This window comes from Staphylococcus sp. FW104-15G4D, from assembly GCF_058790135.1.
Genome location: NZ_JBYTCH010000001.1, coordinates 171,954 through 188,269, shown reverse-complemented (window position 1 = coordinate 188,269; position 16,316 = coordinate 171,954). Strand labels below are relative to the sequence as shown.

General features: G+C 31.2%; 16 protein-coding genes. 6 read left to right on the top strand and 10 right to left on the bottom strand.

Annotated features, from left to right (window positions below):
• Positions 1–188: 188 nt before the first annotated feature.
• The 3 genes from ybaK to norA form a co-directional block, all read right to left on the bottom strand.
• Positions 189–671 carry a Cys-tRNA(Pro) deacylase gene (ybaK, locus tag AC3WQX_RS00930; RefSeq protein ID WP_002433340.1) on the bottom strand — a complete coding sequence of 161 codons (483 nt, stop codon included), beginning with the start codon at positions 669–671 and terminating at the stop codon, positions 189–191.
• A gap of 139 nt (positions 672–810) precedes the next feature.
• A complete protein-coding gene (locus tag AC3WQX_RS00925) occupies positions 811–1,290 on the bottom strand; it encodes a hypothetical protein (RefSeq protein ID WP_002433156.1) in 480 nt (159 codons plus the stop codon).
• 258 nt (positions 1,291–1,548) lie between these two features.
• Complete coding sequence (gene norA, locus AC3WQX_RS00920; protein ID WP_002433129.1) at positions 1,549–2,718, bottom strand: multidrug efflux MFS transporter NorA; 1,170 nt, start codon at positions 2,716–2,718, stop codon at positions 1,549–1,551.
• 240 nt (positions 2,719–2,958) lie between these two features.
• On the opposite strand from norA, the gene AC3WQX_RS00915 reads away from it, so the two are divergent.
• The 3 genes from AC3WQX_RS00915 (at position 2,959) to AC3WQX_RS00905 (ending at position 4,415) form a co-directional block, all read left to right on the top strand.
• A complete protein-coding gene (locus tag AC3WQX_RS00915) occupies positions 2,959–3,105 on the top strand; it encodes a hypothetical protein (protein WP_153227382.1) in 147 nt (48 codons plus the stop codon).
• A gap of 417 nt (positions 3,106–3,522) precedes the next feature.
• Entirely contained in the window at positions 3,523–4,140 is a 618-nt protein-coding gene (locus AC3WQX_RS00910; protein WP_002433397.1) for a DUF1361 domain-containing protein, read from the top strand.
• Positions 4,137–4,415, top strand: a complete 279-nt coding sequence (locus AC3WQX_RS00905) for a hypothetical protein (RefSeq protein WP_002433221.1) — start codon at positions 4,137–4,139, stop codon at positions 4,413–4,415. Before AC3WQX_RS00910 ends, AC3WQX_RS00905 begins: the two co-directional genes overlap by 4 nt.
• A 90-nt stretch (positions 4,416–4,505) precedes the next feature.
• Here the strand turns inward: AC3WQX_RS00905 and AC3WQX_RS00900 are convergent, their stop codons facing one another.
• The 5 genes from AC3WQX_RS00900 to AC3WQX_RS00880 form a co-directional block, all read right to left on the bottom strand.
• Positions 4,506–5,879 (bottom strand): cryptochrome/photolyase family protein, encoded by a 1,374-nt coding sequence (locus AC3WQX_RS00900; RefSeq protein ID WP_023350691.1) that lies wholly within the window; start codon positions 5,877–5,879, stop codon positions 4,506–4,508.
• Between the two features lie 140 nt (positions 5,880–6,019).
• Positions 6,020–7,576, bottom strand: a complete 1,557-nt coding sequence (locus AC3WQX_RS00895) for an SLC13 family permease (protein WP_002433438.1) — start codon at positions 7,574–7,576, stop codon at positions 6,020–6,022.
• Positions 7,577–7,779: 203 nt separating this feature from the next.
• Positions 7,780–8,721, bottom strand: coding sequence for a malate dehydrogenase (gene mdh / locus AC3WQX_RS00890; protein WP_023350692.1), 942 nt, complete (start codon positions 8,719–8,721; stop codon positions 7,780–7,782).
• A 142-nt stretch (positions 8,722–8,863) separates the two neighbouring features.
• Entirely contained in the window at positions 8,864–9,148 is a 285-nt protein-coding gene (locus tag AC3WQX_RS00885) for a hypothetical protein (protein WP_002433193.1), read from the bottom strand.
• A 17-nt stretch (positions 9,149–9,165) separates the two neighbouring features.
• Positions 9,166–10,092 (bottom strand): CobW family GTP-binding protein, encoded by a 927-nt coding sequence (locus tag AC3WQX_RS00880; RefSeq protein WP_492739698.1) that lies wholly within the window; start codon positions 10,090–10,092, stop codon positions 9,166–9,168.
• Between the two features lie 224 nt (positions 10,093–10,316).
• Between AC3WQX_RS00880 and mgrA the strand changes: the two genes are divergently transcribed.
• Positions 10,317–10,757: a global transcriptional regulator MgrA gene (gene mgrA, locus AC3WQX_RS00875; protein ID WP_002433445.1), complete on the top strand. Its 441-nt coding sequence runs from the start codon at positions 10,317–10,319 to the stop codon at positions 10,755–10,757.
• 106 nt (positions 10,758–10,863) lie between these two features.
• On the opposite strand, the gene cydC is transcribed toward mgrA, so the two are convergent.
• Both cydC and AC3WQX_RS00865 read right to left on the bottom strand, forming a co-directional pair.
• Positions 10,864–12,555 (bottom strand): thiol reductant ABC exporter subunit CydC, encoded by a 1,692-nt coding sequence (gene cydC, locus AC3WQX_RS00870; RefSeq protein WP_023350695.1) that lies wholly within the window; start codon positions 12,553–12,555, stop codon positions 10,864–10,866.
• Positions 12,556–12,557: 2 nt separating this feature from the next.
• Positions 12,558–14,186, bottom strand: coding sequence for an ABC transporter ATP-binding protein/permease (locus AC3WQX_RS00865; protein WP_023350696.1), 1,629 nt, complete (start codon positions 14,184–14,186; stop codon positions 12,558–12,560).
• 225 nt (positions 14,187–14,411) lie between these two features.
• Here AC3WQX_RS00865 and AC3WQX_RS00860 point away from each other — a divergent pair, with 225 nt between their 5' ends.
• A complete protein-coding gene (locus AC3WQX_RS00860) occupies positions 14,412–15,284 on the top strand; it encodes an undecaprenyl-diphosphate phosphatase (RefSeq protein ID WP_002433118.1) in 873 nt (290 codons plus the stop codon).
• A gap of 339 nt (positions 15,285–15,623) precedes the next feature.
• Entirely contained in the window at positions 15,624–16,310 is a 687-nt protein-coding gene (locus AC3WQX_RS00855; protein ID WP_492739696.1) for a hypothetical protein, read from the top strand.
• The last annotated feature ends 6 nt before the right edge of the window (positions 16,311–16,316 follow it).

The following is a 16,316-nucleotide window of genomic DNA, read 5'->3' as shown; positions in this document are numbered from 1 at the left end:
TGAGTGCGCTTACATTTTTCAATCATAAATTATCATAAACAATCAAAAACATTCATTTTGTGACAAAATAAAAAACATCTAAATTAATAGATGTTTTATAAATAATCAATATCAACGCGTAAATACGGGAGTTTAGTATCAGTAATCTATTCTTTCAAAACCAATCATAATATTACACATATCCCCTCTTATTTATGTGTAATATGTGCCACTTGCGCTTGAGTTATCTCTATAAGATCGTCTACTTGGATGATGATTTGCATACCACGTTGACCACCACTAACATATAGTTTGTCTAAATTTTTGGCAGAAACATCAATAGTAGTTGGAAATAAATGTTTCATACCTATAGGTGAGCAACCACCTCTTACATAGCCAGTAACTTGTTTTAGTTGCTCTAATGGCATTAATTGAAGTTTTTTCTCGTTTACTACATGAGCCGCTTCCTTCATATCTAATGACGCATTGACTGGAATTACAAAGACGTAGTGGTCATGATTCGCGTTTTCAAGCACAAGTGTTTTATAGACTTCTTCAACATTTGCACCAACCAATTTAGCAATTTGTTCACCATGTTGATGTTTATCCGAGACTTCATACGTATTCATCTCATAATTAATTTTTGCGCGATCAAGCATACGCATCGCATTTGTTTTTTTAGTTTTAGCCATCTTTCCACCCTCAATATTGTAGCTTTGATTCAATATATTTTAACATGTCCAACAACAATTCGTATTCTTTAAACGAATTGCTATATTTTCTGCATATATAAAAATTCACTCTTTCTAGAATTATTAAAAGAGTGAATTATTATCTCGAATGAGATTGTTCATTATTTACATGGCCATCTTCGTCTACTGAAATATTTGTGTGTTGTTTACCATTAGCATCTGAGAATGAATATTTAGCTTTAGGTGATTCACTCTGCATATGGTCAATTTTATAATTAGTTTTCAAATGATGATCTGCGTAGTTTAAAGCTATCACGTTGCATTCTTGTGGTGTGAATTTATAAGATGTTTGATTGTTTGTAGTTTTATTATTGAATTTATTATACGTTATCTCATTATCTTTATCATTCTTATCTTTTTCAGATGCTTTAGCCGTATAGTTTGAATGTAAATTAAATGTATCTTCGATATAAGAGACTTTATTTACTTTTGAAAATGTACATATCGTTTGATGTACTTTTGCTAAAGCATTTTGGTTTGTAGCTAGGAAAATTAATCCTACTAAACAAATTGATAGTATTACGGCTACAACACTCAATAATATATTTTTCAAATTCATCCCCTTACCCACATTTCTCTTAAGATTTTCATCTATCTTAACATATTAATTTTTGAAAAAAGATATGTAGGTTACAATTTAAATAGATTGTAATGTTTGTAACATTTATATTAATGAAGTTGTTACTTTTGTTACATAAAAGACGCATATAAACTTATTTAGGTACTTAAAATTTACGGTTCTCAATGTCTATAAATTAACAAAACACTCTAAGTTGTACGTTTTTCGTAATCTTAGAGTGTTTAATGATTTATATTTTTATGAAGATTGTGATTGCTTACGCCTAGTTCTTAGCCACTTTTCAATAAAGATAATTACAATACCACTTAAAGAAACTGCTATAGCCATATATAATGGAAACTCTAAGTTTACATCGAATAAGGCTCCTGCTACTAAAGGTCCAATAAAATTACCCATACTGGTAAAAGTGGAATTAAGACCTCCAGCAAATCCTTGGCGATCACCAGCAATATTTGAGAAATAATTCGTTAAAGCTGGACGAATCATATCAAAACCTATAAATACAATGAAACTAATTACCATAATTGTCCAGTAACCATTGGCTAGTATCAACATCACAAGAACTATTGCTGAATAGAGTAAGGAGCTTGCTATAAAATTAAGTTCAGTCATATACTTCATAAATTTATCAAAGAAGAAAACTTGGAATACAGCACCAAAGATGCCCCCACCCGTAATCGCAATTGAGATATCTTTAGGTGAATAATTGGCTTTCTCAGAAGTGTATAATGAGAATAATGTTTCAAAAGCTGACAAACCAAATGCCAAAACTAACGTTAATATAACGGGTGTAATGAACACTTTCCAATTGATTTTTGTAAATAATTCAGGTTGATATTGATGAAAGCCATCTGTCGTTTCTTTTTTAGGATTATGAATTAAAACGAGAGACATTGTAAACGCGATAGCTCCTAAAGAACCTGCAAAATAGAATGGCAATCTATGTGAGATTTCAGCTAGAAATCCACCAAACCCAGGTCCTAATATAAAGCCAGAATTAATAATGGCTGACATATACCCGAAATTCTTAGCTTTATCTGCGCCTTTAGAAATATCAGCAATCATGCCTGTGACGCCTGGCATTACCATTCCTGCACTAAATCCACCTAACACACGTGAAATCATAAGAATAGTAAAAGTCTGTCCAGCAGCAAACATAAATTCTGAAATTGAAAATAAAACAAGGCCTATGCAAATGATAAGTTTCTTGCCTAATTTATCCGCCAAAGTACCTCCAAATGGAGAAATAACCATTTGTGACAGTGCAAATGCGGCAACTAATACTCCTAAATCGCTCCCTTTTAAACCTAAATCTTTTAAATAAACTGGTAATACTGGGATAACAAGGCCAATTCCTAAGAAAATTAGAAATATATTAAAGTACAATGTAAATAATTGCTTTCTCATAAGATGCCCTCCTCTCTACATGTAAGACTGAAAACTCATTTTAATTCACGACGTTTGAAAATATCTGTTATCTATCAAATTAAAAATGTACTTATTAATGCGTCTTGTTTAATTAACTTAAAGTTTCTACATTGTATAATATTTCATTAACATTTTACAATAAATATTCCTAATGTTTTAAGCGCAGTGCAATTGTGTTTAGTATAATTAAGTTGCTATAAATATAAATAAAAGTCTATAATGATGGAACATCAAATGAATAGCAGTACCATGTGCTTTGATGAGAGAGATGAAAATAGTGTAGGTTCAATCACTGATATTGCACAACAAAATGAAAGATTAGGAGCAGTGAGTCATTTAGAAGCAAGTACGATAAGGCGACTTTAAACTTTTAATTTTAAGGCTCAAAAATAAGAATCTAAAGATATCAATGAAATTTAGAATGAATTACTTTATCACATAATAACTCATTTATTGATGATAAACTATTTGCTCATTTATAAGCTACTTTCATACCTTAAACCTATGAATCACATCGTGTATATCTCTATATAGCTAAAATATCAACTACTGCATAAAGAATGATGACAATGACATCTATAGCTATTAATCTAAAACATCATTTAGTCATAGGACTTAATTTATTAAATCTATAATACTCGTATACTACAAGTTCTAGAAAGAATTTGTGGCTACATTTTTATGTGAACCTCATATTATTTGATATGACAAGCATTTACAGTTACCATTAAAACTCGACAATTCAATTAATTATTAAAATCTTTAAGAAAGTAGTGCATGATAATGCAACCACGTTACATTGCAAGGATATACTTTATAATTTTATTTATTATTTCTCTTGCTGAAACAAGAGTTTTTAATTTCATGACATTAAATTTATTTTTAGCCTATGTGCCCTTTGAACTTTGCTTACTTTTAAAATTATTTAAACCAAAGAAAGCATTCGAATGGCCATTATTTATTGTCTTTGGATTGATATTTTTACTTTTAGTACCTAATACGTTTTATATGATTACAGATTTAATACATTTGAACCAATTTCAATTTAATTTTCTTGTAGGGTTGAATCTCACTGAATGGGTATACTTTACTTACCTTATGTTAGGCGTTTTCTTAGCGATATATGTTATGATTTTAATCTTTATGGAAATAGGACATTTAACTTCTCACTTATGGTTAAATCGTACACTTATCATTGTACTTATGTTCTTAAATGGATTAGGCATATATATCGGCCGATTTTTAAGACTTCATACGGTTTATTTAATTGATGAACCTTTAAAGATTTTTACCCAAGTACTCTCTGTGTTTAATATTAAAACGTTCATGTTTGTACTTTTAATGGTAATTATGCAAAGTACGATTGTTCTATTTGTAAAAGGGGTGAGACTACAAAAATGATATTCAGTATTATATTATTAATCGTCATTCTCATCATTTTACAGCTCATTATTGGTCATTTCTGGCACGACGTTGGATTTAATTATAGTAAAAGTATTCAACTCATGTTTTTACCATTAGGTATAGGACTATTTATCATGCAGATTGCTTACTATGAAAGACATTATCCAAATTGGGATGTTCCTTTCAAAGTTAAGCTTAGACTCAAATATATGTATATTATTACTTTCTTTGAATATGTAGCAGTTTATATTTGTCTTTTTAGATTAAGCTAACACAAAGGCACGTGTAAAAAACTCAGAAATTACATAAAATCACTCCATAAAGTTCATTTATGGAGTGATTTTTCAATTGTTTACACTTTTTTATTCCATTGCTTTAAATTCCGACATTACATGATCTCGGCTCTCACTGTGATTTACCATTTGTTTTGGGTAATCTTTTCCTAACTCAATACCTTGTTCTTTAATTTGGCGCTCATGTTTATAGGTATCGTGTAAATATTTAGCATCAACATCATTAAGTGTCGGTATAAATTTTTTAATATATAATGCCTTTTTATCAAAACGTTCGCTTTGTCGCACTGGATTGAACATTCTAAAATATGGCACAGCATCTGTTCCTGTTGAAGCAGACCATTGCCAACCATGCACATTTGAAGCAGCATCATAATCGATTAGCTTTTGTCTAAAATACTCTTCGCCCCACGTCCAATCAATAAATAAATCTTTTGTAAGAAATTGTGACACGACCATTCTCATTCGGTTATGCATATATCCTGTAGTGTTAAGTTCTCCCATTGCAGCATCAATAATCGGAAATCCTGTCATACCTTTTCTCCATAAATCAAAATTATCTTCATTATAAGACCAATTCAAATTTTGATATTTTTCTTTAAATGCAATATGTGCTGTCTTAGGATATTGAGTCATCAAGACATAATAAAACTCTCTAAAAATTAATTCACGAATAAATGCTTCATAATTTTGTTCATCTTTATCATAACCATCTAATAAGTCATTAAATATCTGAATAATATCGAGCACTCCATATGCTAAATATATACTTAATTGACTCGTAAGGACTTCAGGCAAGTATTCACGATTTGAATCGTAATCTTCTATGTCTTTATCTAGAAAATCAGACCATTTGTACTGGGCAGTTTCCTCACTTATACCACTTTGACTATAGTCCCCTTTTAATTTTTGTTTTGATTTAACCCCTACTTTAGCTAAATCTTTAATATCATAATTATAAACTGTTCTTTTCATTAAATAAGGGCGCCATTTTTTATAAAAACTCGTAAATACTTTATAAGGTTCACCTTTATTATTTCGTGTTTTACTTGGTTTAAAATAATGATTTGCTCTTATTGTTGTTACCGATATATCTTCTTTTTTAAAATTTTCTCTCTGATGTAAAATGTCATACTCTTCCTTGTGATAACTCATTATATCGCCAGCAATAACCACCTCATTGATTCCTTTTTCTTTAAAGAAATCAACCAATTCATCATAATCCATTAAAAATGGTTGAATATCGTTTTCATAGAGCGCATGAACAAATTTTTGTAATGTTCCATAATAATAATTACGCTTCATTTTTGCTTCATTACCAAAATCTTCTTTAGGAATAATGTAATAGCATTGATCTATATCTTCCATATTTTGATAGACATATTCAAATAAAGGATTGTTATCCGTTCTAAAGACTCTATTTAAGATGACTCCTAATGCCATGATTGTTACCACCTAACATAATTTTTTATTAATTTACCCTGAAAAGAGGACTTGAACACAACGAGAATTTCATTAAAATAGACTGAGACAATCATTTGCCTCAGCCTATAAAATGTTACTTATTTTTTATAATTTATCTTTTAAACTAAGCCCAACCATTTCCAGTAGGTTAAGCTAAACACTATTACTAGAATGTAACCAATAATCGTTAAAGGTACCCCCGTTTTCAAGAAATCTTTGACTGTAAATGTTCCGGTACCGTATGCAAGCATATTTTGCGGAGCACTTACAGGTAACAAGAAACCAAAACTAATTACAAATTGTTGAATTAACACAAAGCCAATTGCATGATCGCCTAAATGAAGTGTTGATGTTAATGAAATGAATACTGGTATTAAAGCAGATGATAGACTTGTCGCACTGGCAAATCCTAAGTGAATTAATATGTTAAATAATGTGATTAAAGCAATTGTTGCAATAATTGGTAATCCTTTAAGCCCCATTAACCCAAATGTTTGGTCACTTAACCATTGTGCCGCACCAGTTTTTAATAAAACATTACCAAGAGAAATTCCTACACCAAAGACTATAATGGTACCCCAAGGAATTTTCTTTTCAACACCTTTCCACGTAATAACCCCGATTTTAGGCATTAACATAATCCCTAAAGCAATTAATGTTATTGATGCTGAATCAATCGGATGTAATATCTTTTCAGTAGACCAAAAGAAGAGTAATAAAATTGAAATAGCGATTAAACGCCATTCTCTAGCACTCACAGGACCTAGTTCATTTAATTCTTTCTTGATTAATTCCTTTCCACCTTCTATTGAATCTCTTTCTGGAGGCATTACTTTAATCATAATGAAATATAACGCTACAGACATTAAAATAGACCATGGTGCTGCATATAAAAACCACTCTCCCCAAGAAACATCATGCCCTAAATTTTGATTGATAAAATTAATAGCTACAATGTTCTGAGCAGCGGCAGTTTTTATACCAATATTCCATATGGATACTGCTTGTACTGCAGTAATAACTAGTAGAGAAGCAAGCTTACTCTCCTTGCTCATTTTAAAAGCTGCAATCATTCCTAATAAAATAGGTACTACAGCGCCAGCACGAGCGGTAGCTGAAGGTACGAAGAAAGCTAAAACAATAGATACTACTATCGCACCGATAACAATATTCCGGGTTTTATTTCCAACTATTGAAAGAACTATTAATGCTAAACGTTTATGTAAATTGGTTTCTTGCATAGCTGTGGCAAGGAATAATGCAGCAGCTACCAGTGCAACTGCAGATGTTGAAAATCCACTAAAAGCATGAGTAAGCGCGTTGTTTGTACCTAATAATTCGCTTCCTTTTAAAATAGCATCTCCACTTTTAGGATTCCCCAACTTTTCAGATAAGTTCTGAACAGGGCTAAATCCCAGTAATAAAATAATTAAACCCAATATGAGTGTGGCAGATACTGGATACGAAACCGCTTCTGTCACCCACATAATCACAGCAAATGCTAATATTGCTAACGCTGCTTTCGCCATAATAGGTAAACCAGAAGGAGTTGGTAATAGTAAGATTCCAATCAGTAAAGCAAAACTTATAATAATCCATATAGGTTTATAACCCTTGTTACTTTGAGTGTTTTGATTCTGATTTTGTGAATGTGTTTGTGGTTTCGCTTTAGTCATCCCTATCGACTCCTTAAACTATGATTTCACTTAGATTATATCAAGAAAGCGCTTTAATAAGTTGCTGATGTGATAAAATACACATAATCATCAAAATATTTGTAAATTGTAATAAATAACTAGTACAAATTTTAAAATTAAAATGATAAATAAGCCTCTTTTTCAAGATTAGAAACCATGCAAAAGAGGCTTATTTCAACTTCCTATTTATTTTTTAATGCATTTTTCACATTTTCGACTGACTCAGCTGAATATTTTAATTGTTCTAGTTCTTTGTCATTTAAATTGACTTCAACAATTTTTTCTATACCCTTCTTGCTAAGAATAGTTGGAACACCTAAACAAATATCAGAGAATCCATATTCACCCTCTAAATATGCAATGCTTGGCAACAAGCGTTTTTGATCCTTTAAAATAGCTTCAATCATTTCATATATAGCCGTAGCTGGTGCATAATATGCTGAACCTTTGCCTAATAATTCTACAATTTCAGCTCCGCCTTTTCTTGTTCGCTTTACTATACGATCTAAAACATCTTCCGCAATTAAATCTTTGACTGGTACGCCATTAACTTGAGTTGATTCTACAAGTGGCACCATTGTATCTCCATGTCCTCCAAGCACAAGACCATTAATATCCTTTACTGAAACATTTAATTCGTCAGCAATAAAACTTTGATAGCGAGCTGTATCAAGAACACCAGATTGTCCAATTACACGTTCTTTTGGAAAACCTGAGGCTTTTAATGCAGTATAAGTCATAGCATCTACTGGGTTGGTTAATACAATAATCGTAGCATTAGGTGCGTACTTCGCTATATTAAGAGATGTTTGATAAACTATTTCTTCATTTGTTTGGACTAAATCATCTCTTGTCATTCCAGGTTTTCGTGGTATTCCTGCAGTCATCACGACGATATCTGAATCTTGAATATCTTCAATTTCAACAGAACCTTGAACGTTTGTATCAAATCCAAAAATAGGTCCACTTTCTAAAATATCCAATGCTTTTCCTTTAACAAATCCCTCTGATTGCGGACGATCAATCATTACAATATCTGCTAATTCCTTTTGAGCCAATACAAAAGCTAAAGTTGATCCAGTATTTCCTGCTCCAATGATTGAAACTTTTCTTCTAGTATTCATGAACAATAGCCTCCTAATTTATATTTATCTATCTAAAAAATAAAAAGCTTTGTTATTTCAATTAAAGTATAACATTGAAATAACAAAACTTCTCAAATATCATTATTCATTTTTACTAAATAAACTTTTGATTAAACAACAATTAATGTCTTAAACCAAACACATATAATAATGTGAAGAAAGCTGCACCACTTAGAACAGTTAATACTAAAGTTAAAATTAACGTGCGTTTGAAATGTCTGATGAAAGCAATAAATAGTAGTCCTAAATTATATGCAAAGAATAATCCAAATAGAGCCATAGATACTTTAATATCTGGATAAAAAATATTAAATAACAACACAACTATAGCAAATCCTAAATACGGAAATGTGATTAAGTTTTTCTCAAATTTAATTTGTTGTTCACGTTTATCTTCATTATTCATAACCATACTCTCCTTAATTATGAAAATTGTATCATATCGAGCTTATTTTTTAGCCTATTAACGTCTAATTGCTCTCCAATAATTACAATGGTTAGAGGCAAATCTTTATCAATAACTCCATAATCTGGCATACCATATGCATACTGGAATTCATAAGTTTCATTTGGTGTATCACGGAATTGAACGTATCCTTTCAAACGTAAAACGTTATCAGGTAAGCGTAAAATAAATTGATAAAAAAGTTGCCGATCGATTGGTCCACTAAACGTATATTGCATACTATTTATACCATGATGATGTGAATGTGTGTGTGTCGTTACGACATCGTCACGAAATTGTGATATTTCATCGATGTTTACCTTTCCATAACTTGTTAAAATAATTGGAACCTGTGCATTGATTAGATTTAATTCATCTTTTAATTGTTGCTGTTTGTCTTCGCTAATCAAATCTGTTTTGTTCACAATTAATATATGACTCACTTCAAGCTGTTCTTCTATTAATCTCATCGTTGACTCCGAATACTGCATTCTATTTATAAAGCGCTCTGCATCAACGACACCAATGACTTGTGGTTGGCGTACATACTCTACAATTCGTGGGTCTTGGCAGGCCATTATAATTTCAATAGGATGTGCGATACCTGTAGCTTCAATAATGATATGATCCGTTTCATTACCTTGTACAAGTGATTCAATTTGATTCACTAAATCTATTTTTAAATCACAACAAACACAGCCATTCAATATTGAACGTACATCTACGATATTACTTAAATGATTACCATCAACGTCTAATGAGCCAAATTCATTCATAATAACTTTAACTTTCTCATCAGTTTTTAATATTTCACTAATATAATGTATCAGTAAAGTAGTTTTACCACTACCTAAAAATCCGCTAATGATAGAAATTGTTATTTTTTCATCTTTATTATTTCTCATATTATATTCCCTTTTCTATTACAAGCATTTTTGAAAATGATAACATATATATTTAATTATCTTTTTACTTGATTTAATGTAAGATATCTTCTAAACTTTAAGCATACTTTAATTTTAGCATGGCATTGAATCAAAGTGTTGTATAAATTATATTTTGTACAACATAGACGGATTCCAATCCGAAAAAGAGAAAAAACGGATAGAATGTCTGGAGGAGAACTTTAATGTCTGATCAACATAATTTAAAAGAGCAGCTATGCTTTAGTTTGTACAATGCTCAAAGACAAGTTAATCGCTACTACTCTAACAAAGTCTTTAAAAAGTACAACCTAACTTACCCACAATTTCTTGTATTAACGATTTTATGGGACGAGTCACCTGTTAATGTCAAAAAAGTCGTTACAGAATTAGCACTAGATACAGGGACTGTATCACCATTACTTAAACGAATGGAACAAGTTGATTTAATTAAACGCGAACGTTCTGAAGTGGATCAACGTGAAGTATTTATTCACTTAACAGATAAGAGCGAAACAATTAGACCTGAATTAAGCACAGCATCGGAGAAAGTTGCAACAGCTTCATCTTTATCTAAAGAAGAAGTCAAAGAACTTAATCGCTTATTAGGTAAAGTCATCGATGCATTTACTGAAACGAAAGAATAATAGAAAGTTTCTGTCATGAAATTAAAGTTAAACTAAGGAATTAATATACATTTTAATGAAACAACAGACAAAGTCGTATCGATTACCGATACGACTTTATTTGCTATTAATGTACATTTTTAGAACTATGGTTGATCTCAATCATCTGAGATAAATAGCCATTACCTTCTAATAGACTTTCATAAGAACCACTTTCTTTAATTTCTCCATCAATCATAACTATAATTTTATCAAAACGTGGAAGCACATCTAAATCATGTGTGGCAATAACTAACGTTTTTGAAGATGCTTCAATTAAATTCATTGTTTTAGTAGTATTTTCTATATCTAATGCAGTCGTTGGTTCATCTAAAATCCATATATCAGCTGAATCTCTGAGTAAAAGTCTAGCTAAGCTCAACCGTTGTTTTTCGCCACCAGATAAATTTTCTCCATCTAATGTTACATTTCTTTCTAGATCCAGGTACCCAAGTCCTACAGATTGAAGAGCTTGTTTTAATATAGCATCCTCTTTTTCTGAAAATAAATTATCTCGTACCGTCCCATCAAATATATGTTGAGACTGTAACATACCATTCATCTTATAATACTTGTCTTCCTCATTAATATCAGTAACTATTTGGTGTTTTAATTTTACAGTACCTTGATCAACATGATATAGACCTAACATGACTTGTAGTAAAGTACTTTTCCCGGAACCTGACGGACCAATGATAGCTACTTTCTCACCTTCTTGAATAGTTAAATCAATATTGTTGAGCACTGGTGTTTGTTGGTTCCAATAACCAAAGGTGACATCACTTATTTCAAACAATGGCGTTGTCGTATCTGCATGATTCAATGAATGTAACTCATTAGATTGAGGGACACTGATAACATCATTTATTTCATCAAGCGCTTGATCAGTATCAGCTTTATAATATGCAACATTACTCATTGGTACTGCCTGTTCAAATAAAGTTAATATCATTAGAACAATACTAGTTAAATAAACGACATCCAAATGTCCAGATTGAACCTGTTGCACGCCAATAACTAAACTAAGAAATATTGAAATCATCGCTATAATATTTAACATATAATCATATAAAGATAGAAAACGACGTTCTTTTGATTGCATAGTGTCATATTGTTTCAAACGTTGCATGACATCTGTTTTAAATTCATCTCTTTGGCGAAAGCGTCTTAATTCATCATCACCTTCTTTATAATCATAAAAACGCTGTAGAAAGTGACTTTGATGTAGAGCTACCTGTCTTTTGAGTGTTCGTGCTTTTTTAGCACTTAGCCATGGAACTATACAAAGAGTGAGGATCATACTTAACGTAATAAGAAATGAATGCATCGGTGAAATGAAAATAAATGTAATTACAGACACGGTTGCAGTTAAACCTATCACTATTGGGGGATAATAAACTCTTAAATAAATATTTTGTAACGCCTCTACTCGGCTTACCATACGAGAAATTAAGTCGCTAGAATTAAATTTCCGATAAACATCAGGTACTGATGGAATTAATTTTTTAAGAAACTGTATTCTTACATCTCTTAGCATAGTAAAAGTCGTTCTATGTGATAACAATCTCTCAATATATCGTGTAATCGCTCTTAGGAAGCCAAACATTTTTACAGAAACCACTAGAACCATTAATGCATATAAGGGTGCGCCTAATGCACTTTGTGTCACCATATAACCACTTAAATAGAACATTGCTAACGCCACAAGTCCACCTACTACCCCAACCAAAATAGCTAGAAGTAAATCTTTATCTTTTCGAAAATGAATTTGTGATTTCATGCTTATTCATCCACCTCACTTTGCGATACTGATATCGTCGTGTCATCTTTTATAAGATGCCCATCTTCTAGATAAATACGACGTTGAGCTTTGTTAATTGTAGAATCACGATGAGCAATAATGATCATCGTAGTATCTTTAAAATGATTTTGAATTACATTTTGGATTGTACGTTCTGTTTCAATGTCTAGACCAATAGCCGGCTCATCAAATATAACTAAATCTGGATTCATCACTAATAACCGACACAACTCTATTCGTCTCATTTGGCCACCAGATAGCATTTCGCCACCTTCTCCAATTGGTGTATAAATAGTATCTTTCAGAGATAACACTTTATCTTTTAGACCGACTTCTTCTAAAACTTGAATGATAGTTTTATCAGAAACTTCATTATTATACATCGCTATATTATTTTTAATAGAATCTGTAAAAATATAAGGATTTTGGCTTAGAAATCCAATACGTGTATCTTCTTTATTAAATGATACACTGCCTTCTGTTGGCGTTTTAATTTGACTTAGAATATGAGCTAACGTAGTTTTACCTGCACCACTTGGACCAACAATTGCAATTTTATCACCTGAATATATCACCATATTAATATGAGTAAGAGCATTCTGATTACTATTTGAGTACTGATATGACACGTCTTCTACTTTGACCTGTGATTTTTGATAAGCCTTTATATTTGGATTTGGGTGTGGTGGTTTATTTTCAAAGTCTAAGAACTCGAAAACAACATCACTCGAACCTTCACTTTGTTTACCAGTATGGAACGCTTGTCCTAAATCTTTAATAGCATTATAAAATTCAGGAGCTAGAATGATTGCAATAGTAGCTGTAATGAAGTTAATTTTATTGAATACGACTAGACTTAACGCCGCTTCAAGCGCAACAAGACCGATACCTAACATACTAATAAATTCAAGCATTAATCCTGATAAGAATGCACTTTTTAAAATTTTCATAGTTAAATCTCTAAATTTAGTACTATCTTCATAAAGGCGCGCTTCAGTATTCTTAGTTTGATTTAATAATTTAAGCGTAATTAAACCTTTGGCAGTGTTTAAAAACCTTTGACTAAATTGATTTAAATATGTCATTTGGTCCTTTGACTCATCTCTTGTTTTCAAACCAAAAATGATATAAAACATAGGAATAAATGGAGCTGTAACCATCATAATTATTGCAGTTGATAAGTGTACATAACACATAGCGACTATAATCGCGACTGGAATCATCATTGATTTAAATACTTGTGGCAAATAACTTTGAAAGAATGGTGCAATACCATCAATACTTTCTGTTAAAATATTCATTTGTTCTCCAATTGCTCGTGTACTATTTTTATTTATCACTTGTTGTCTTAAATCATATTTCACTTTAGTAGCCATGTGATCACCGATACGTTGATTCAACATATTGAAAGTTGCACGTGCAAGAAGAATAACTAAAATCAGTATAAAAAGTCCTATAAGTGAATGCTTATGATGGTACAACATATGATTTAGTAATTTGGCAATAGAAACATTTTGAATAACTACCGATATAGATAAAAAAACGCTCATGATTAACATGAGTGCGGGATATATTTTATATTTGAATACTAAATTTGTTAGTTTTTTCACAATAATCTCACCTACTTTCATTATAAAAGGTTTGTTAGAAATTTAAATTAATACGCTCATTCATTTTTTGAGTATTTTGTTTCAATTATTAAAATAATTATTATGTCATACTTTGGTCCAGTGTTGATGATTAGGTTACCACCATATTAATTTAATATGCTATGATAATATGGTAATTTTGAAAAATGAAAGAATAAATAAATGTTTTACGAAAGTGGGTAAATTATGTTTTTACTTGAATTGATAAAAGGCATCATTTTAGGTATCGTCGAAGGACTTACTGAGTTCGCCCCTGTATCTTCTACAGGACATATGATACTAGTTGATGATATGTGGTTAAAGTCCACTAAATTTTTAGGTGAACAATCTGCGTTTACCTTCAAAGTTGTTATACAACTTGGGTCTGTCTTTGCAGCGGCATGGGTATTTCGTGATCGTTTCTTAGAAATATTACATATAGGTCATCATAAACCCGAAAATGAAGGCAGTGTTCAACGACGTTCCCAACCTAAGCGTTTGAACTTATTGCATGTATTAGTAGGTATGATTCCAGCGGGTATTTTAGGGTTCTTATTTGATGATTTAATTGAAAAATATTTATTCAGTGTTCCTACTGTAATGATTGGCTTATTCATTGGTGCAATCTACATGATTTTAGCTGATAAATATTCTGAGAAGGTTCAACACCCTCAAACAGTAGATCAAATTAATTATTTCCAAGCATTTGTCATTGGTATCTCGCAAGCTATAGCAATGTGGCCAGGTTTCAGTAGATCTGGTTCTACTATTTCAACTGGTGTATTTATGAAATTAAATCATAAAGCAGCATCAGATTTTACATTTATAATGTCAGTACCAATTATGCTTGCAGCAAGTGGTTTATCTTTACTAAAACATTATGAGTATATTCACTTAGCTCATGTACCTTTCTATTTACTAGGATTCTTAGCAGCATTTATAGTTGGTTTAATTGCTATTAAGACATTCTTACATTTAATAAATAAAGTTAAATTAATTCCATTTGCGATTTACCGAATCGTATTAGTTGTAATTATTGCAATCCTTTACTTTGGTTTTGGCATTGGCAAAGGAATTTAAAGCAACACTTGGATTTTTAATCCTTAGTGTTGCTTATGCAATGGACTTTGTCCATTGTAATCTTTTGTTCACTTGGATTTTCAATCCTTAGTGTTTATTATGCAATGGACTCTGCCCATTGTAATCCTCTATTCACTTGGATTTTTAATCCTTAGTGTTGCTAACTTTAGATAGTACTCATTTAATAATTTTCAATAAACACTAGTAGGTTTATATTAAACTCGCTAGTGTTTTTTAGTTTTCCAAAATTAAATTATCGGTTTCCATTGATAACAATCGTTTAGTATGATGTATCATAGGGTATGGAAAAGAATAGTAAAATTAATGGAGGCAACGAGTATGGACAAAAAGAGACTCATTAAGACTTTAATCAATGTATTACCTATTGTTATTGTACCGTTAGTCGTTGAACGTAAACGTATTAAAGAACATCCTGATGTACGTAAAGCTACTGATGCTACAACTAAAGCTACATCAAAAGCTACTTCAACTATTTCAAACAAGGCTTCAGATGTTAAAGAATATGTAGGCGATAAAAAACAAGAATTTGATAACAAACGTGAATTGAAGAAAATCGCCAAACAAAACGACCCTGCTTACATCGAGAAAAAAGGCGAAAAGCTAGCTAAACAAAATCGTAAAGAAGCAGAAAAAATGAATAAAAAACTTCAGAAAAATATTGAGAAACGTCATAAAGAAGAAGAAAAGCAACGTGAAGAAAATAAAAAACAACGTATTAAAGATATGAAAAAATCTCAAAAGTACGAAGAAAAAGTAGGTCTTACTCCAGGCAAGTTGGACGATAAAACTGAGAAAAAAGGCGAAAAACTTGAAAAAGATAATCGTAAAGATGTAAAAAAATTAGATAAAAAGCTTCAAAAAAATATTGAAAAACGTCACAAACAAGAAGAAAAACAACAAGAAGCAGAGAAAAAGGCTAGAAAAAAAGAATTTAAAAAATATGATGATTACGTGGCTGACAGCGTTGTAAAACAAAATAAAGAATCTGATAACACTCAAGGTTAGTTGTTA